The 17561-nt window shown below is 61.3% G+C and carries 18 protein-coding genes; 7 read left to right on the top strand and 11 right to left on the bottom strand.

The window, feature by feature from the left end:
* Positions 1-47: 47 nt before the first annotated feature.
* Together ACSQ2A_RS18230 and ACSQ2A_RS18225 are read right to left on the bottom strand one after the other, a co-directional pair.
* A complete protein-coding gene (locus ACSQ2A_RS18230) occupies positions 48-386 on the bottom strand; it encodes an SRPBCC family protein (protein ID WP_436073376.1) in 339 nt (112 codons plus the stop codon).
* Positions 383-697 carry an ArsR/SmtB family transcription factor gene (locus ACSQ2A_RS18225; protein ID WP_436073375.1) on the bottom strand — a complete coding sequence of 105 codons (315 nt, stop codon included), beginning with the start codon at positions 695-697 and terminating at the stop codon, positions 383-385. Before ACSQ2A_RS18225 ends, ACSQ2A_RS18230 begins: the two co-directional genes overlap by 4 nt.
* A gap of 95 nt (positions 698-792) precedes the next feature.
* Between ACSQ2A_RS18225 and ACSQ2A_RS18220 the strand changes: the two genes are divergently transcribed.
* A complete protein-coding gene (locus ACSQ2A_RS18220; protein ID WP_436073374.1) occupies positions 793-1986 on the top strand; it encodes a pyridoxal-phosphate-dependent aminotransferase family protein in 1194 nt (397 codons plus the stop codon).
* Here ACSQ2A_RS18220 and ACSQ2A_RS18215 read toward each other — a convergent pair.
* Both ACSQ2A_RS18215 and ttcA read right to left on the bottom strand, forming a co-directional pair.
* Entirely contained in the window at positions 1983-2795 is an 813-nt protein-coding gene (locus ACSQ2A_RS18215; RefSeq protein ID WP_436073373.1) for an inositol monophosphatase family protein, read from the bottom strand. The two genes, ACSQ2A_RS18220 and ACSQ2A_RS18215, sit on opposite strands and share 4 nt — an antisense overlap.
* Positions 2796-2801: 6 nt before the next feature.
* Positions 2802-3656, bottom strand: a complete 855-nt coding sequence (gene ttcA, locus ACSQ2A_RS18210) for a tRNA 2-thiocytidine(32) synthetase TtcA (RefSeq protein WP_436073593.1) — start codon at positions 3654-3656, stop codon at positions 2802-2804.
* Between the two features lie 178 nt (positions 3657-3834).
* Between ttcA and ACSQ2A_RS18205 the strand changes: the two genes are divergently transcribed.
* Entirely contained in the window at positions 3835-5241 is a 1407-nt protein-coding gene (locus ACSQ2A_RS18205; RefSeq protein WP_436073372.1) for a peptide transporter, read from the top strand.
* A gap of 182 nt (positions 5242-5423) precedes the next feature.
* Here ACSQ2A_RS18205 and rpsD read toward each other — a convergent pair whose 3' ends face one another.
* From rpsD to ACSQ2A_RS18175, 6 genes are all read right to left on the bottom strand, one after another.
* Positions 5424-6041: a 30S ribosomal protein S4 gene (gene rpsD, locus ACSQ2A_RS18200; protein WP_436073371.1), complete on the bottom strand. Its 618-nt coding sequence runs from the start codon at positions 6039-6041 to the stop codon at positions 5424-5426.
* A 175-nt stretch (positions 6042-6216) separates the two neighbouring features.
* Positions 6217-7455, bottom strand: coding sequence for an MFS transporter (locus ACSQ2A_RS18195; protein ID WP_295411669.1), 1239 nt, complete (start codon positions 7453-7455; stop codon positions 6217-6219).
* 69 nt (positions 7456-7524) lie between these two features.
* On the bottom strand, positions 7525-8337 hold the full coding sequence (locus tag ACSQ2A_RS18190; protein WP_436073370.1) for an RNA methyltransferase: 813 nt from the start codon (positions 8335-8337) through the stop codon (positions 7525-7527).
* A gap of 19 nt (positions 8338-8356) precedes the next feature.
* Positions 8357-9796, bottom strand: a complete 1440-nt coding sequence (locus ACSQ2A_RS18185) for a diguanylate cyclase (protein ID WP_436073369.1) — start codon at positions 9794-9796, stop codon at positions 8357-8359.
* 196 nt (positions 9797-9992) lie between these two features.
* Positions 9993-10568 carry a GNAT family N-acetyltransferase gene (locus ACSQ2A_RS18180; protein ID WP_295411666.1) on the bottom strand — a complete coding sequence of 192 codons (576 nt, stop codon included), beginning with the start codon at positions 10566-10568 and terminating at the stop codon, positions 9993-9995.
* Between the two features lie 268 nt (positions 10569-10836).
* On the bottom strand, positions 10837-11400 hold the full coding sequence (locus ACSQ2A_RS18175) for a GNAT family N-acetyltransferase (protein ID WP_436073368.1): 564 nt from the start codon (positions 11398-11400) through the stop codon (positions 10837-10839).
* 90 nt (positions 11401-11490) lie between these two features.
* Here ACSQ2A_RS18175 and ACSQ2A_RS18170 point away from each other — a divergent pair, with 90 nt between their 5' ends.
* The 3 genes from ACSQ2A_RS18170 to ACSQ2A_RS18160 all read left to right on the top strand — a co-directional run bounded on the left by ACSQ2A_RS18170 (position 11491) and on the right by ACSQ2A_RS18160 (position 13597).
* Complete coding sequence (locus ACSQ2A_RS18170; protein ID WP_436073367.1) at positions 11491-11934, top strand: GFA family protein; 444 nt, start codon at positions 11491-11493, stop codon at positions 11932-11934.
* Positions 11931-12266, top strand: a complete 336-nt coding sequence (locus tag ACSQ2A_RS18165) for a TfoX/Sxy family protein (protein ID WP_436073366.1) — start codon at positions 11931-11933, stop codon at positions 12264-12266. Before ACSQ2A_RS18170 ends, ACSQ2A_RS18165 begins: the two co-directional genes overlap by 4 nt.
* Positions 12267-12385: 119 nt before the next feature.
* Complete coding sequence (locus ACSQ2A_RS18160; protein WP_035083395.1) at positions 12386-13597, top strand: NADP-dependent isocitrate dehydrogenase; 1212 nt, start codon at positions 12386-12388, stop codon at positions 13595-13597.
* A gap of 70 nt (positions 13598-13667) precedes the next feature.
* Here the strand turns inward: ACSQ2A_RS18160 and ACSQ2A_RS18155 are convergent, their stop codons facing one another.
* Complete coding sequence (locus ACSQ2A_RS18155; protein ID WP_436073365.1) at positions 13668-15353, bottom strand: vWA domain-containing protein; 1686 nt, start codon at positions 15351-15353, stop codon at positions 13668-13670.
* A 167-nt stretch (positions 15354-15520) separates the two neighbouring features.
* Between ACSQ2A_RS18155 and ACSQ2A_RS18150 the strand changes: the two genes are divergently transcribed.
* Together ACSQ2A_RS18150 and ACSQ2A_RS18145 are read left to right on the top strand one after the other, a co-directional pair.
* Complete coding sequence (locus tag ACSQ2A_RS18150; protein WP_436073364.1) at positions 15521-16510, top strand: glycerophosphodiester phosphodiesterase family protein; 990 nt, start codon at positions 15521-15523, stop codon at positions 16508-16510.
* Positions 16511-16602: 92 nt separating this feature from the next.
* Complete coding sequence (locus tag ACSQ2A_RS18145; protein WP_436073363.1) at positions 16603-17487, top strand: DMT family transporter; 885 nt, start codon at positions 16603-16605, stop codon at positions 17485-17487.
* Positions 17488-17561 lie beyond the last annotated feature (74 nt).

Here is a 17561-nt window from a genome sequence, read left to right as displayed (position 1 = left end):
CTCCGTTCGGTTGGAGATTTGAAATTATTCGGCGGTGCGTGTGGGCCTTAGGCGGCCAGCATCATCACCGGTTCATTGCTGTTGGCCGGCACTGGCAGTGCCATCGGCGCATGCGTCAGGCGAAACCAGGTGCCGCCGTCTTCGCGTGGCGAAATCTCGAAGGTGACGAGACTCTCTTCGGGTTCCGCCGCCACGCCTTCGCCCGGCTCGCGCCAGCGATAGGTGAGGCTCCGGTTTTCATCGGATGCCACCACGGAAATCTCCGCGTCTGCCGGTGGCTGCAGCCAGCGTTCGAGATATTCGGGGATGGAAAGCGCCCGCCAGACCTTTTCAGGCGGAGCATCGAGGGCAGTTTCGAACACCAGCGTGTCGGCGTCGTCCTTCATTGGTCCATCTCCCTGAGCAGATCCCTAAGGTTGTCGATGCGGCTCGGCCAGAAATCGCGATAGCGGGCCAGCCAGCCGTGCAGAGGCGCAAAGCCGTCGGGATCGACGCGATAGTGTGCGAACCGTCCCTCGCGGCGTTCGCTGATCAGTCCCGCGCCCTTGAGCACGGCGATGTGCTGCGACATGGCCGGCTGCGAAATGGCAAAGCCCTCGCGCAGGTCGGTCGCCGTCAACTCATCGCCGGACAGCCGCTCGAGAATCGCGCGGCGCGTCGGATCGGCCAGGACTTTGAATATCTCTGCTTCGTTCATGCATATACATAAGCATAGACTTATGAGTCGTGACAAGAGGGTTGCGGGCCGCCCGGTCCACGCTAGGCTGGGGCATCTTCCCTCCGGATTCTCCCATGACTGGTCGCACCTATCTCGCCATTCCCGGCCCTTCGGTCGTTCCTGAACGCGTGCTCAATGCCATGCACCGCGCTTCGCCCAATATCTACGAGGGCGAAGTGGTGGGGATGATGGACACGCTGATGGCCGACCTCCGGCGCGTGGCGATGACGCGCCACAACGCGGCCATCTATATCGCCAATGGCCACGGCGCCTGGGAGGCGGCCAATGCCAACCTGTTCTCGCGTGGCGACAAGGCATTGCAGGTGGCGACCGGCACGTTCGGTTGGGGTTGGGCCAGCTCCGCCCAGCGCATGGGTGTGGATGTCGAAGTGCTCGACTGCGGCAAATCCGGCGCCGCTGACCCGGCGCTCGTAGCGCAGCGGCTCCGAGACGACAGAGAGCATAGCATCAAGGTGCTGATGGTCACGCATGTCGACACGGCCTCTTCGGCCAAGAACGACGTGCCTGCCATGCGCAAGGCTCTGGACGAGGCGGGTCACCCTGCCCTCCTCGCCGTCGATGCCGTCGCCAGCCTTGGCTGCGACGAACTGCGCATGGATGACTGGGGAATCGATCTGCTGGTCGGCGCCAGCCAGAAGGGCCTGATGATGCCGCCGGGGCTGGCCTTCCTCTGGTTCTCGGACAAGGCGCGGCAGCGCTGCGCCAATGGCGATCTCAGGACGCCTTATTGGGATTGGGAACCGCGTACGGTCGGCGCCGAGTTCTGGCTGTATTTCGGCGGCACGGCACCGACACATCATCTTTTCGGCATGCGCGAAGCGCTGACGATGATTCTCGATGAGGAAGGCCTCGAAAAGGTCTGGGCACGCCATGCGCGCCTTGCCCGCTCGGTCTGGACCGCCATGGACGCCTGGAGTGCCGACAATGCCGACATCGGGCTCAACATCGCGTTGCCGAGCGCCCGCGGCCATTCAGTGACGGCCGCACGGCTCGCCAATGGCGGCGCCAAGCGGTTGCGGACATGGCTGGAAACGGAGGCCGGCGTAACGCTTGGCGTCGGCCTCGGCATGGCCAAATCGGACGAACCCGCCTATGGCGACTTCTTCCGTATCGGCCATATGGGACATGTGAATGCCCATATGGTCCTGGGTGTACTTGCGAGCATCGAGGCCGGTTTGACAGTGCTCGACATTCCGCATGGCGCCGGGGCCGTAGAGGCTGCGGCTAAGGCTTTCGGAAGCGCCTAGACGACAAAAATCTCGCGCCGCAGCTCGTCCCAGTTCTCCTTGCTCGGCGCTACGAGCAGGCCGCCATCAATGTGGCTGGCCTTGTATTCCGATCCATCGAAGCGGGCGACATGGGCGCCGGCTTCGCGCATCATCAGCGCTCCAGCGACATGGTCCCAGGGCATGAGCTTGTTGTACATCAGGAAATGCGCGTGGCCGCCTGCGGCCATGCGGTATTCGTGGCCGGCGCAGCGGTAATTGGCGAACATTTTTACCTTGGCCAGATTGCCCAGAACCTGACTGCGCACCTCTGGCGGCAGATAGGAAACCGAAGCGAGGCCACCCATTTCGGCAAGCGCGGTCGGCTCGGCGAATTTCTGGCGCACGCGACGTCCGTCGGGGAAAACGTGCCACGTGCCGCAGCCGCGCTCGGTCATCAGGAAATCGTCGCCCATTGGATCGTAAATGACGCCTGCGACGGTCTCGCCATTCTCGACCACCGCCGCCATGACGGCGAAGAGCGGCAGGCCAGAAGCGAAATTGTAGGTGCCGTCGACCGGGTCGACATAGATCACGGTGCGGTCTGCGAAGTGCCCGTTGAGGAGGTTCGGATTGGCGGAGACAGCTTCCTCGCCGATCACCACCGTGTTGGGCGAATGCGCATTGATTGCGGCGGTAATGGCGCGCTCGGCGCTTTCATCGGCTTCGGTCACGAGGTCGAAGGCATTGGCCTTGGAGCGCACCGTGCCATCGTCGAGCCGGCGGAAGCGCGGCATGATTTCGTCCTTGGCGGCCTGTCGGAGGATGGCGGCCAAGCGTTCGATATTCATGCGTCTCTATTCCTTCTGATTGAGGGTCAGACCCGCGAAATCGAAAAGCTTCGGGTCGAGCATATGGCTGGGATTGATGTTGCCTAGCGCACGGATCATGACGTCCTTGCGACCGGGCATGCGCTTTTCGATGTCGGTCAGCATGGCCTTCATGGCATTGCGCTCAAGACCTTCCTGCGAGCCGCAGAGATCGCAAGGAATGATCGGGAATTGCATGGCGTCCGAAAACTTCTGCAGGTCTTCCTCGGCGCAATAGATCAGCGGCCGCAAGACGGCGAGATCGCCTTCGTCATTGACGAGCTTTGCCGGCATGGCCGCGAGCTTGCCGCCATGGAACATGTTCATGAAGAAGGTTTCGAGGCTGTCGTCGCGATGATGCCCGAGCACCAGGGCAGTGCAGCCCTCTTCGCGGGCGATGCGATAGAGATTGCCGCGGCGCAGGCGCGAGCAGAGCGAGCAGTAGGTCGCGCCGGCCGGCAGCTTGTCGGTCACGATCGAATAGGTGTCCTGATATTCGATGCGGTGCTCGATCCCCAGCCCTTCGAGGAATTCGGGAAGGATATGCTTGGGGAAATTCGGCTGGCCCTGATCGAGATTGCAGGCGAGCAGTTCGACCGGCAGCAGGCCGCGCCATTTGAGGTCCAGCAGCAGCGCGAGAAGCCCGTAGCTGTCCTTGCCGCCGGAAAGGGCGATCAGCCACTTCTCGCCTGGGCGTACCATGGCGAATTTTTCCAGCGCCTCGCGTGTATTGCGGATCAGGCGCTTGCGCAGCTTGTTGAACTCAACCGAGCGCGGCGCATTCGCATAGATCGGGTGCGCGCCGGATTCGCTGTCATCAGCGGGCGTGGCGGGGGCTTCCATCACCGCGGTCATGGCGAAACTCTCTCTGAAATCTTTACGTAGCTGATAGCGCCTCAAGACGCAGAGGGGAAGCGAAAGCGAGTTAGGCAAACCTTACCAAACCTTAACTTCCCGTCCTTGTTTTACGCCTATTGCCACAGTTAGATGACACATCCTCCTGACACCCTGGAGTCTCCCGGTGTTCCGCTCTTTTTTCCCAGTACCCAAGATATTCTTCTCGTCGGCGATCATATGGATGCTGCTGACGACGCTGATTTTCCAGTTCGCCGGCGAACCCGTGCGCAACGTCATCAGCATCGACCGCTTCCTGTCGCCAACGATCTGTTCGCCCGACCAGGTGCCCGCGGCCGAAACGCCGGTTGCTCCAGCGCCAGATGCCCTGCCCGTGCCGGAAGGCGGTCCGCAGGCGACCGATCCCAACGCGCCGGCTCCAGTCACCCAGCAAGCCGCTGCACCGGCGGCGACCGCAACTGCCGTAGCCAACTGCGTCGTCGAGGACACCAATTTCCTCAATGGCGCACGCATCTGGGAATACTGGTACATCCTGCTTTGCACCGCGGTCTTCTGTGCCTTCTGGTACTTTTACAAGCGGAACCAATGGTACTGGTGGAGCGTCGTTGGCAGCTCGGTTCTATTCCTCGCCACCTATAGCCAGGTGCAGCTCAGCGCCTTCGTGAACGACTGGCAGGGCAATTTCTTCAACGTGCTGCAACGGGCCCTGAACGAGCCGGGAGCGGTCAGCCCTGAGGAATATTGGCCCTATGTGATCACGATGATGGCGGTGCTGCTGCCCAACATCATCTTCCTCGTCATCCTCGCCTTCTTCAACTCGCACTACGTGTTCCGTTGGCGCAAGGCGATGACATCCTACTACATGGAGTATTGGCCAAGACTGCGCGAGACCGAAGGCGCTGCCCAGCGCGTGCAGGAAGACACGATGCGCTTTGCCTCCATCGTCGAAGACCTCGGCACCAGCTTCCTCGGCTCGCTGCTGACGCTCGTCGTGTTCCTGCCCATTCTCTGGACTCTCAGCCAGTCGGTAACGGAAATCCCGATGATCGGTGCTGTGCCCGGTAGCCTTGTCTGGGTGGCACTTGTCGTTGCCGCTTTCGGTACTGCGCTTCTCTGGGGTGTCGGCATCAAGCTGCCGGGGCTCAACTTCGAAAACCAGAAGGTTGAAGCGGCACTTCGCAAGGAACTCGTTTATGGCGAGGACCACGGCGACCGTGCCGACCCGCCGGCATTCCGGGAACTCTTCGCCAATGTGCAGAGAAACTATTTCCGGCTCTACTTCCACTACACCTACTTCAACCTGGCGCGTTACGCCTACCTGCAGGTGGCCGGCTATGTGCCGCTACTAACGCTCTCACCCTCGATTCTGGCCGGCACGATTACGCTCGGCGTTTACCAGCAGGTGCAGAATGCGTTTGGTGAAGTGGCTGGCTCGTTCCAGTTCTTCGCCCGCGCCTGGACGACGATTATCGAATTGCAGTCGATCCACATGCGTCTGAAGCTTTTCGAGAGCTACATCCCGCAGGACCAGGAACCGATCAAGGAAGAGCTGAGCAGCGCCGCCACGATCTAGTCGCGAGCGGCCTGCTAGCCGTTATCGTCACCACCGGGCTTGTCCCGGTGGTCCCAGCGAAGGCGAGATTGATTACCGAGACAAGCCCGGCAATGACAACTGGTTTGGGGGGCTGGTGTGCAAGCCTCAAAACAAAAAAGGCCGCCCCGAGGGGCGGCCTTTCAGTTTCAAACTCGTTTCGCTTAGCGCGAGTAGAATTCGACAACGAGGTTCGGTTCCATCTGGACCGGGTACGGCACGTCCGACAGAGCGGGCACGCGGCCGAAAGTGGCGACCAGCTTGTTGTGGTCGACTTCCACGTAATCCGGCACGTCGCGTTCGGCGAGCTGGACGGCTTCGAGAACGACGGTGAGCTGCTTGGAGCGTTCACGCACTTCGATCTTGTCGCCGACCTTGACCTGGTAGGACGGAATGTTCACGCGCTTGCCGTTGACGAGAACGTGGCCATGGGACACGAACTGACGGGCGGCGAAGACGGTGGCAACGAACTTTGCACGGTAGACGATGGCGTCCAGGCGGCTTTCGAGCAGACCGATCAGGTTTTCGCCAGTGTCGCCCTTACGGCGGTTGGCTTCGTCATAAAGACGACGGAAACCCTTTTCGGTGATCGAGCCATAATAGCCCTTCAGCTTCTGCTTGGCGCGCAGCTGCAGACCGTAGTCCGAAAGCTTGCCCTTACGACGCTGACCGTGCTGGCCGGGGCCATAGGCACGTGCGTTGAGAGGGGACTTCGGACGGCCCCAGATGTTTTCGCCAAGACGGCGGTCAATCTTGTACTTTACAGAATGACGCTTCGACATCGCGTATCCCTTTCTTTGTTAGAATGGATCGCGCCCTCCTTTGCCCTTGTCTCCAAGAGCCGACAGATTCCTAAAAATTCAGGAGATCCCGGGTGCGCCTATAGACCCTAAGGTCGGATAGGTGGGCGCTTGATAGTGTCCAAGTGCCATCAAGTCAAGCCAAAGGCCCGGTTTTCTAGGCCATTCGCTTGTCGATATGCCGCTGCTCGCGCAGTTGCGGGAAGATGCGGCTCCAGACCACCGCAACAATCATGGCACCGAAGCCGCCGATGACCACTGCGGGCACCGGACCGAGCAGATGCGCCACTGTGCCGGCGCGGAATTCGCCCAGTTCGTTCGAGGCGCCGATGAACACCGAATTGACCGCATTGACGCGGCCGCGGACCTCTTCGGGCGTCCAAAGCTGCATGATGGTTTCGCGGATGGTGACGCTGACCATGTCCGAGGCGCCAACCAGCGCAAGGGCGGGAATGGACAGCCAGACGGTCGTCGAAAAACCGAAAATCACCGTGAAGGCGCCGAACAGGCCGACGAACAGGAACAGGATCTTGCCGGCATGGTCGCGCACCGGGAAGCGGGTCAGGTAGAGTGCCATGAGAATGGCGCCAATGCCCGGCGCGGCGCGCAGCAGCCCGAGTTCAACCGGGCCGGCATGCAGGATGTCCTTGGTATAGACCGGCAGCAGCGCCACGGCCCCGCCCATCAGCACCGCAAACATGTCGAGCGAAATGGCGCCGAGCACCACCTTGTTCGAGAAGATATAGCGGAAGCCGCCAAAGATGGTTTCAAGGCTCGTCGCCTGATGCGACTCGCGTTGGACGGGCTTGGGGATCAGCAGCACCGTCACGACAGCGCAGAGCAGGAGCACCGCGCCGGTGCCAAAGGCGAAGGTCGGCGAGATACCATAGAGCAGGCCACCAGCGGCCGGGCCGGTGATCGAGGCAAACTGCCAGGCAGAGGCATTGACGGTAATGGCGTTGGAGAGAGCCTGAGGCGGCACCAGATTGGGCGCCAGCGACTGCGCAGCCGGCCCCCAGAAGGCGCGGGCCGTGCCGAGGAAGATCAGCACTACGAAAATCGGCCAGACCTCGTGGGCTTCAGCATTGACCAGGGTCAGGAATGCCAGGGCACAGATCAGCTCGACCGAAAGGCAGATCGCCATGATGCCGCGGCGATTGAAGCGATCCGCCGTCAGCCCCGTGACCAGGATCAGCAGCAGCGCCGGCAGGAACAGGCAGAGCCCCACCAGCCCCAGCAGGAAGGCGTTGCCGGTAACGTCATAAATCTGCCAGGCGATGGACACCGACATGATCTGGACCGCAAAGCTCACCAGCAGCGTGGTGAGCCAGAAAAAGCGGAAACCGATATAGGTGAAGGCGAGTTTCGACGGCTCTGTGGGCTGGGGCGTGCTCATGATGCCCCGGCATGACACTTTGCCGCAGCAAGGTCAAAGGCGGAATCGTACCGAACGGTTCGCCAGGGCTTATTCCGTAGCTGGTTTGTCGGTTGCGGGCTTCTGCCGATTGGGATTCGGCCGCTGGTGGCGCCGGTCGATGGACGAGATGACCCCGCGCAGCGTCCGGATTTCCTGGCTGGTGAACCGGCCACGGGTCAGCGCCGTGCGCAGGTTGTTGACCATGCTGGGGCGCTTGTCGGGCGTGGTGAAAAAGCCGGTCTGGTCCAGCACGCCTTCGAGGTGCTGAAAGAGCCCCGTGAGTTCCTCGCGTGGCGCGGCCTCATCGAGCCCTTCGCTGAACGGCAAGGCCGTGCCGGCCCCGCCATGCCGGCGCCATTCATAGGACATCAGCAACACGGCCTGGGCGATATTGAGCGAGGCAAAGGCCGGCTCGACCGGCAGCGTGACGATAGCGTCGGACATGGCGACCTCGTCATTGAGGAGGCCCCAGCGCTCGCGCCCGAACAAGAGGCCGGCGCCCTGCCCTGCGGCAATATGCTGGGCCATCTTGATGGAGGCTTCCTCGGGGCCCAGCACTTCCTTCTGCATATCGCGCGACCTGGCGGTCGTTGCGTAGACGAGCTTGAGATCGGCAATCGCCTCTTCGAGCGTTTCGAAGACGCGAACCCGTTCCAGCACGTGATCGGCGCGCGAGGCGGCGGCTACGGCCTTCTCGTTGGGCCAGCCATCGCGAGGGCGCACAAGGCGCAAATCCCACAGGCCGAAATTGGCCATGGCGCGCGCGGTAGTGCCGATGTTTTCACCAAGCTGGGGCTCGCACAGGATGATCGCAGGGCATGCCCCGAGAGTAGGTTCCAGCGATCGATCCGTACCGGCCATGTGCTTGTCTCTTCTTGCGTCAGGCGGGCATTTCGACAAACTCCACCCGATTGCGGCCCGCATGTTTGGCCTCATACATGGTCTGATCTGCGAACGAAAGCATTTCGGACATTGGCACCAGAGCCATCGGCGAGGTGGCCACGCCGATGCTGACGGTCAGCTCGAGGACTTCGCCACCAGGCAATGCTGTCTGCATGCGCTCGACCTGACGGCGCAGCCTGTTGGCCACGGCCTGCGCTTCCTGCGAGCCCGCTCCGGGCAACAGCAGCGAAAACTCTTCCCCGCCCAGCCGGCCGAACATGTCGCCATTGCGGATCGAGGCGCGCACTACCGCCGAAAGCGAAACCAGCGCCAGGTCGCCGGCCGCATGTCCGAAGGCATCGTTCACACGCTTGAAGTGGTCGACATCGAACAGAATGACGGAAACCGGCTGCCGTGCATCCCTGAGCCTTGCAAGCACGTTCTCGGCCTCGCGCAGGAACGTACCGCGATTGAGAGCATCGGTGAGGCTGTCGTAAGTTGCAGCACGCTCTATTTCGGCGAACTGCCGGCGGCGGTCCGCAGTGGCACTGGCGACCAGCACCGGCCCCAGAGCGATCATCGCAACGCCGAGTTGAACGGCGGCAATCAGTTCATCGCTCAGCCCATTCACCCCGAGACCATAGACGCCGAGTTTGACGGCAAACATTGTTGCGCCGGAATAGAGGAGCACCAGGAAACAGGTGAGCGGCAGTGGCACGACGAGCGCGCACCAGATCAGGGCCGGCACCGGGAAGACGATGGCGATGGGGTTTAGGATCAGAATCCCGAACCCTGCGCTAGCCAAAAGCGCGATGGCCGGCGGCACCACTGGATGGCGCAGGAGCGCGTTCCAGCCTCTGAAGCGGGGACGCGGCAAGGGCCAGGGTAGTGCCAGGATGCCCGGCAACAACACCAGATAGTTCATCAGTTCCGACGAAAACCATGTCCGCCAGCCGTCGAAATAGTCGCCATCACCCAGGCTGACCCAAGCAGGGCCACCCGCCACACCGGCGACAGCGGCAGCGACGATCGCGCTGCCAATGAACGAAAGGACAGCACGCACGCGCGTCAGGTCGCGGTCCTGCGTCTCCAGCGAACAGAAGACAAAAGCAAAGGCCACGGCACCGATCATGTTTGCCGCCGTCATTTGCAGTCCTAGCCAGGCGGGGTCACCGGCAACAAAGCCGGCTGCCTGGTAGCCGAGCAGCGCTCCAACCAGAACCAACAGCCTGTTCGATTGCCGTGCGCGAACGAGCAGCCCCGCCAGGATTGAATTCGCCGGCCAGAACATGGCCAGGAACTCCACGGGACGCGAATAGACGCCAGCAAGGGCGGCAGCGCAAATGACTATGGCAACAAGGAAAACCAGCCGCACCCGATTGGTGCCGATGGTTTGAGGCGAGCCGCCCACTGCGGGCGTCGTTGGTCGTGAGAACATGAGGGGCCTACTGACGCGTTTAACGTGAGCCGTCCTGCCTGTGCCTGGCCCCCTCGAACCATGCATTTGAAGAAAAACGTCTCATCGTCAGTAGATCAACCAAACCTCTGGCATGCATCACAAATGCAGGCCAGCCATGCAATTTCTCCCTATGGCGGGCTGATCAGAACACGATAATCATTACGCGCGCGTGAGGTCAGGCCACCCGATCACGCAGCGGCAGCGGATGCACCTTGGAAGTAGCCTGCCATTCGCGGTCGAGAATGGCGAAGTGCAATTCTTCGTCCCATTCCCCCTGGAACAGGGCATGCTCGCGATAATGCGCCTCGAGCCGCATGCCGAGTTTTTGCATCAGCTTTGCCGAGTGATGATTGCGCCCGTCGCAGCGCACGAAGACACGATGAATACCGTAATGTCCAAAGGCAAGATCGAGCATTGCCGTCAGCGCTTCGGTGAGAAAGCCGCCGCCTGCATAGGCGGGATCAATGGCGAAAAGCAGTTCGCCCTGCCCGGCCGTGGCATCTGACCAATGCAGCGACACATGCCCAAGCACCGCCTTGTCGCCCTTGCGCTGCATGGCGAGCGTCAGCGTATCGCCAGGACGCTGCAGGCAGACCTGGCCGCGCATGATTTCGACAGCGGCGGCGACATCTTCCTGATATCGCGTGGGCCGAACGAGATAGCGCTGCACCGCGGGCAGCATGTGGTAACGACCGACAAGCGCGACATCAGCGCGCTCGAAATGCCGCAGTTCCAGACGGTCTGTAGCCAAAGGAAATTGCAGTCCAGTCATGATGGTCAACGCCCCTCGGTAAAGCTGTTTGAACACTCTCCGCAGACAACGGCACGCCGGGTTGGAAGTTCCTGCTATCCTTCGTGAAATTTGTACTTCAAAAGCGACGGAACAAGCAGCTTCGCGCGTCCGCCAATGGGCAGGACTCGGGCGCTACTAACTCGTTTTTGCGCATGTCATTGGTCCCGAAACCGACACCCACTTTCGGGAGGCATGCTTGGGGGAAAACGCGATAATCGACTACGGCTCAACCGCCGGTACGCCATTCGCGACGAAGCACAGCATAGACGAATTCCTCGTCCCATCCACCCTTGAACAGCGCGTGCTCGCGAAAATGTGCCTCGCGTCGCATGCCCAACCGTTCCATCAGGCGCCACGAGGACGCGTTGCGCGCGTCGCAGCGGGCAAAAATGCGATGCAGATCAGCGCCTTGAAAGCCGAGGTCGAGAAGCGCACCGGCAGCCTCCGTCGCATAACCCCGTCCGTGATGATCCGGATGAAAAATCCAGCCGATTTCGCCTTGCCTAGCGTCTTCTGACCGCCAGATCAGCGACAGTTCACCGATCAGGGTATCAGACTCACTCAGCACCGCTGCGAGGACGATTTTGTCGCCCTCAGCGGACCAACTGGTCTGCAAGATGCGCTGCTGCACGGCCAGCGCGCATTCTTCGCGACTGAGGGCGGTGTCAAAAAGATAGAGCGCCACATCCTCGCGGCCGCGATAGTCCAGAACGGCATCGACATCGCCGCGCGTGAACGGACGAAGTGTCAGGCGTTGCGTGCTGACCGGCAGGTCGGGATAAAATCCCATGAGGCTCCCCGTTTTGGCGCGAGAGTTTCTTCGACCGCGGGCCTTCTGGCAAGACTTGCGGCGCCGCGGGTCCCATGCGAGCCTCCTGCCATGACCAGCCAAGCCAACACCGAACTCAATCAGAGCGGCCGCTGCGACTGTGGAGCCATCGTGCTTCATGTCCATGGACGCATCGTGTCCATGTTCCACTGCTCCTGCGAAAACTGTCAGCGGACCAGTGGCGCCGGCCATTCCTCGGTTGCTCTGTTCCACACCGAAGCCCTGCGCATCGTCGGCGCCACCAAGGCATTTTCCCGCCCCGCCGAGTCGGGCGCCACCTTCACGCGCCACTTCTGCCCCGAATGCGGCACGACCGTTTTTGCGCAAAGCTCCCGCGCACCGGCCCTGCGCATCGTTCCAGTGGGCGTTTTTGCCGGCGACAACGCCTGGTTCAAACCCAATCAGCTGATCTTTTCCCGCAGCTACCAGAGTTGGGATCTGGTGGCCGACCACCTGCCCTGGCACGAAACCTATCGGCGGGACGGCGATCAATGAGCATGGCGACCGACGAACTCGCGGAGCGCATCCGGGCCCTGTTGCCGGCGCGCGTTCATTGCCTTGAGAAGAAAATGTTCGGCGGCATCGCCTTCATGCATCAGGGCAATATGCTCGTCGCGCCACTCAAGGATGGCAGCATGCTGGCGCGGGTCGGCAAGGACGGAATGGAAGACGCCCTCGCCCTGCCCGGCGCTTCGATAATGGATATGGGCGGCCGCACCATGGGCGGTTTCGTAGTGGTTTCGGGGGATGCAATCGAGGACGACGACGACCTGAGCCAATGGCTGCAGCGCTGCCTGCGCTTCGTCCAAACTCTGCCGCAAAAATAGAGGCACCAAGCGGGCATGCCCCCTTGCCCGACCTGTCTTTGCGCTTTTCGCGTGTGATGCTATAGGGGCAACCGAAACCGGCCGAGGGGCCAAACCAAGGATTCTTAGGGAGTTATCCGATGAGCAAGATCAAAGTCGCCAATCCGGTGGTGGACCTCGACGGCGATGAAATGACCCGCATCATCTGGCAGGCGATCAAGGACAAGCTGATCCATCCCTACCTCGACCTCGACATCAAGTATTACGACCTGTCGATCCAGAACCGCGACGCCACCAATGACCAGGTGACCGTGGATTCGGCCAATGCCATCCGCGAATATGGCGTCGGCATCAAGTGCGCCACCATCACCCCCGATGAGCAGCGCGTCGAAGAGTTCGGCCTCAAGAAGATGTGGAAGTCGCCCAACGGCACCATCCGCAACATCCTCGGCGGCGTGATCTTCCGCGAACCCATCATCTGCAAGAACGTGCCGCGCCTCGTTCCCGGCTGGACCCAGCCGATCATCGTCGGCCGTCACGCCTTTGGCGACCAGTACCGCGCCACCGACTTCACCTTCCCCGGCAAGGGCAAGCTGACCATCAAGTTCGCCGGTGAAGACGGCACCGTGATCGAGCACGAAGTGTTCCAGGCCCCGGGCGCCGGTGTTGCCATGGCCATGTACAACCTCGACGACTCGATCCGCGACTTCGCCTATTCGAGCTTCAACTACGGTCTCGCCCGCGGCGTGCCGGTGTACCTGTCGACCAAGAACACCATTCTCAAGGCCTATGACGGCCGCTTCAAGGACATCTTCCAGGAGATCTACGAGAAGGAATTCAAGGAGCAGTTCGAAGCCAAGAAGATCTGGTACGAACACCGCCTGATCGACGACATGGTCGCTTCGGCTCTCAAGTGGTCCGGCGGCTATGTCTGGGCTTGCAAGAACTATGACGGCGACGTGCAGTCCGACATCGTGGCCCAGGGCTTTGGCTCGCTCGGCCTGATGACCTCGGTTCTGGCGACGCCCGATGGCAAGATCGTCGAAGCCGAAGCTGCCCATGGCACCGTGACCCGTCACTACCGCCAGCACCAGCAGGGCAAGGAAACGTCGACCAACTCGACCGCTTCGATCTTCGCCTGGACCCGTGGCCTCGCACACCGCGCCAAGCTCGACGACAATGCCGAACTGGCCAAGTTCGCTGCGACCCTCGAAAAGGTCACCGTCGACACGATCGAAGAAGGCAAGATGACCAAGGATCTCTCCCTGCTCGTCGGTCCGGATCAGCCGTGGCTCTCGACGCTCGGCTTCCTCGATGCCATCGACCAGAACCTGCAGAAGGCCATGGCATAAGCCACGCTATTCTCTGAATGACAAAGGCCGGGTCTTGCGACCCGGCCTTTTTTGTTTTGGCCTGAGACGCCTACTTCTTCTTGCCGCCCTCGGCCGCGACTTCGATAGTCAGCTCGAAGCGTTCGCCCGCCTTGATCGTCACCGGCGTTTCGCTTTCGACATCGTCCTTCCGGCTGAAGACGACATAGTCGCCGGCCGCCAGAGTGGTCTGGAAACTGGGGCCATAGCCATAGTCGAAGGACTTGCGATTGCCCGCGATATCCTTGGTGGAACTGAAGATTTCGACATATTCGTCGGTCGGAGTCGTCACCGACAGAACACCGGCATCGAGCGAGACCGGCACGTCGGTGCGTTCCGCAGATGCAACGCTGAACGGGACCTGCCCGCTCGCCCCGCCAAGGCGATAGTCCATGACATAATCGCCGGCCGGCAGCTCATAGTCCTGCTCGCCATTGTAGCCATAGGCCACCGACTTGCGCGTGCCATCCAGCGCCACCTTGGCCTCGAAAATCTCCATGAAGATGTCATCTTCGACCTTGGCGCCCGGAGCATATTCGGTGGTGAAGAAGACAAGACCCGTGCCGAGGACGACGTCTTCCTCCACGGTCTCGCCAGCCTTGGGCGTGTAGCTGCGGCTGACCTGAGCCTCGCCAATGGTCACGATGGCTTCGAGGGAACCGGCCGGGACGACGATATCCACATCGCCATATTCATAGGCGAGATATTCGCCGTTGAGCTTGATCTCGGTGGAAGCATCGTCGGACACTTCGGCACCCTCGCTCGACCTCGGATGAAGCTTCAGGATCGCGGCATTCAGCACGAAGTGCGGCTTGGCGATCTTGCCATCCTGAATGGTGATCGGCTGGGTTGCCGAGGCCGAACCGATCTCGACCTTGAGGATGTATTCGCCGGGCTCCAGCGTGCCTTCGAAGCGGGAATAGTAGTCGGTGCCGACATATTCGCCCTCGCCACCTTCGGCATTCGGCTTGTACCAGCTCCAGACAATGTCATAGGTCTCATCGACCAGATCCGGCCCGCCTTCGGCAAACGAGACGGTTGGCTTAAGATTGTGGGCGGCGACCGGTTCCGGCTCGGGTGCAGGCTCCGGCGCCGGTTCCGGTGCAACTTCAACCACTTGCGCCACGGCCTTCGTCAATGCATCGACAAGCCCAGCCCCATCAGCAGCAGACAGATACTGCCCACCGGTATTCTCGGCGAGGCAGGCGACCTGCTGGCCGTCCTCGTCGGACAGGCCAAAACCGAGCACATGCGTTGTAAAATCAATGCCCTGCCCTTCAAGCTCGGTCGCCAGCTGGCACGGGTCGACTTCGCAGGTTTCGAGGCCATCGGTGATCAGGATGACGGTGGCCTTCTCCTCGGTGAACCGCAGGTTTTCGGCGGCGAGGCGCACGGCATCGGAAATCGGCGTCATGCCCTTGGGATTGATCCCTTCCGCCGCCTCGGCGATCGCGGCGCCCGTGCCGACTGTCGGCTCGACCAGCATTTCGATATCGCCGCAATTGCCTTTTTCGCGATGACCATAGGTCATGAAGCCGAGTTCGAGATCGTCAGGCAGGTCGGCCAACACGGCAGACAGGGTTTCGCGCGCAATGGTGATGCGCGCCTTGCCATCGATCTGCGCCCACATCGAGCCCGACCCATCAAGCACGATGACGGCGCGTTCCGCGGCCACGGCCGGCACGGCAAGGCCGATGGCCGCCACGGCGCCCAAGGCAAATTTCTTCCAGAACTGCATAGTGATAGCCCTCCAACAACGCAGCCCAGGGGCCGCCCGAATTCAGCTAGCCTTCTTGCGCCTGAAGCAGGAATGAACGCGACGTTCATGCCGCCTTGCCCCCGGCGTAGGGCGCAATCTTGCCAGACTTTGCCGCTCTCGTGCATCTCAGTGTGGGGGAAAGATTCGTGAGAAAACGTTGGCTGCTGCTGCCTGCCGTGCTGTTGATCGGCTGGGTCTATGTGTTCAACGCCAGCTGGCGCGTGCCCATGCCCGAGGGTGACGGGATCAAGCTGATCGCCCATCGTGGTGTGCACCAGACCTATCATCGCGAAGGGCTTGAGAACGACACCTGCACCGCAGAGCGCATCGATCCGCCGCGTCATGATTACCTCGAAAATACAATAGCTTCGATGGAAATGGCCTTCGCGGCTGGCGCCGATATCGTCGAATTGGACGTGCACCCGACAACCGACGGTCAGTTCGCGGTGATGCATGACTGGACGGTCGACTGTCGGACCGAAGGCGCGGGTGAAACGCGCAGCCACAGCATGGCCGACCTGAAGGCGCTCGACATCGGCTATGGCTATACCGCGGATAACGGAACGAGCTATCCATTCCGCGGCAAATTTGCAGGCCAAATGCCTGAACTAAAAGAGGTATTTGCGGCCCTGCCCGGCCAGGAATTCCTCGTGAATTTCAAGAGCCGCGAAGCGCGCGAGGGCGATATGCTCGCCGATCTCCTCACCCAATACCCAGAATGGCGGCCCGCCGTCTGGGGTGCCTATGGCGGTGACGAACCAACTTACCGCGCCGCCGACCTGATCGACGGCCTGCATGTCTGGTCACGTCGCAGCCTCGTCGACTGCCTGGCGCAGTACGAACTCCTCGGCTGGGCCGGCGTGATGCCGGAAGCCTGCAGGAAAACGCAGGTGATGATCCCGATCAACGTCGCGCCCTTCCTTTGGGGCTGGCCCAATCTCCTCCTCACCCGGCTCAAGGACGCAGGCAGCGAGGTCATTCTGCTCGGCCCCTATGGCGCCGGCGATCCCGGAACGGCCGGCATCGACGATCTCGAGACGCTGGAACAGGTGCCGGAGAATTTCCCGGGCTATGTCTGGACCAATCGCATTGAAGTCATCGGCCCGGCGCTCGGCCGCGGAAACTGGGCGGATTAGAGCCGCTTTTGTCATGACGGAGCGGGAAATGGCTTGTATGCTAGCGTCATTCCCGCCCGAATCCCTCCTTTTCTGACTTTCGTGGTACTGCGATGCCCGTCGGCGTCATTCTGGCCTTTTTGGCCTATGCCAGCTTTTCCGTAGCCGATGCTCTCATCAAGGCGACGGGCCCGGCCATGTCGGTCTTCGAGATCGCCTTTTTCACCACCAGCTTTTCCATCATTCCGGCGATGCTAACGAAGCGCGGGGAGCGCTGGCGCGACATCTACAAGTTGCATCACCCCTGGCTCGTGCATCTGCGCTGCGCGACGGCTATCACCGGCACGGCCTGCGTGATGTTTGCCTTCACGCACATTCCCTTTGCCGACGTCTATGCCATTGGTTTTACAACGCCTTTGTTCGTGACGCTGCTTTCGGTATTGCTGCTGCGCGAGTTCGTCGCCGTGCATCGTTGGGTACTGCTGTTCATCAGCTTCCTGGGGGTGGTGCTGGTGATCCGTCCGGGCCTGCGCGAACTTGAACTCGGCCACTACGTGATGATGGTTGCCGCCTGCCTCGGCGCCGTGACAACGACCGTTTTGCGGCATGTCGCGCAGAAGGAGCGCCGCGTCAGCCTGGTTGGCCTGCAGGTGCTTTATTCGGGCATTTTCAATGCGATACTGATGATCCCGACCTTCGTCATCCCCTCGCCTGAGCAATTGGCGATCCTGCTCGGGATAGGCCTTCTTGGCGGCGTTGGCGGCCTGTTACTCATCCAGGCGAGCAAGCAGACGCCGGCCAATCTCATTGCGCCGGTTCAGTATAGCCAGCTGATCTGGGCTATCCTTTTTGGAGCCCTGTTCTTCGGCGAGTATCCGGACTGGATCGCGATCGTGGGCATGCTGATCGTGGTCGGCGCAGGCCTGATGAACGTGTTGAGCGAAAAGCGGCCGATCCGCTGGAAGCCGCGTGTCTTCTTCTTCCGTATCGGCGAATAGCGCCCCGTTTCCGCTAGCAGACTGTTGGCATCGAGCGTAACGCGAAGCCCTAAATGCGAAAGCCGCGGCATGGC

Source organism: Devosia sp. LjRoot3, assembly GCF_964252865.1.
Classification (GTDB): domain Bacteria; phylum Pseudomonadota; class Alphaproteobacteria; order Rhizobiales; family Devosiaceae; genus Devosia.
Note: the sequence above shows the minus strand (reverse complement) of the source record. Positions and strands in the feature narration are given on the sequence as shown.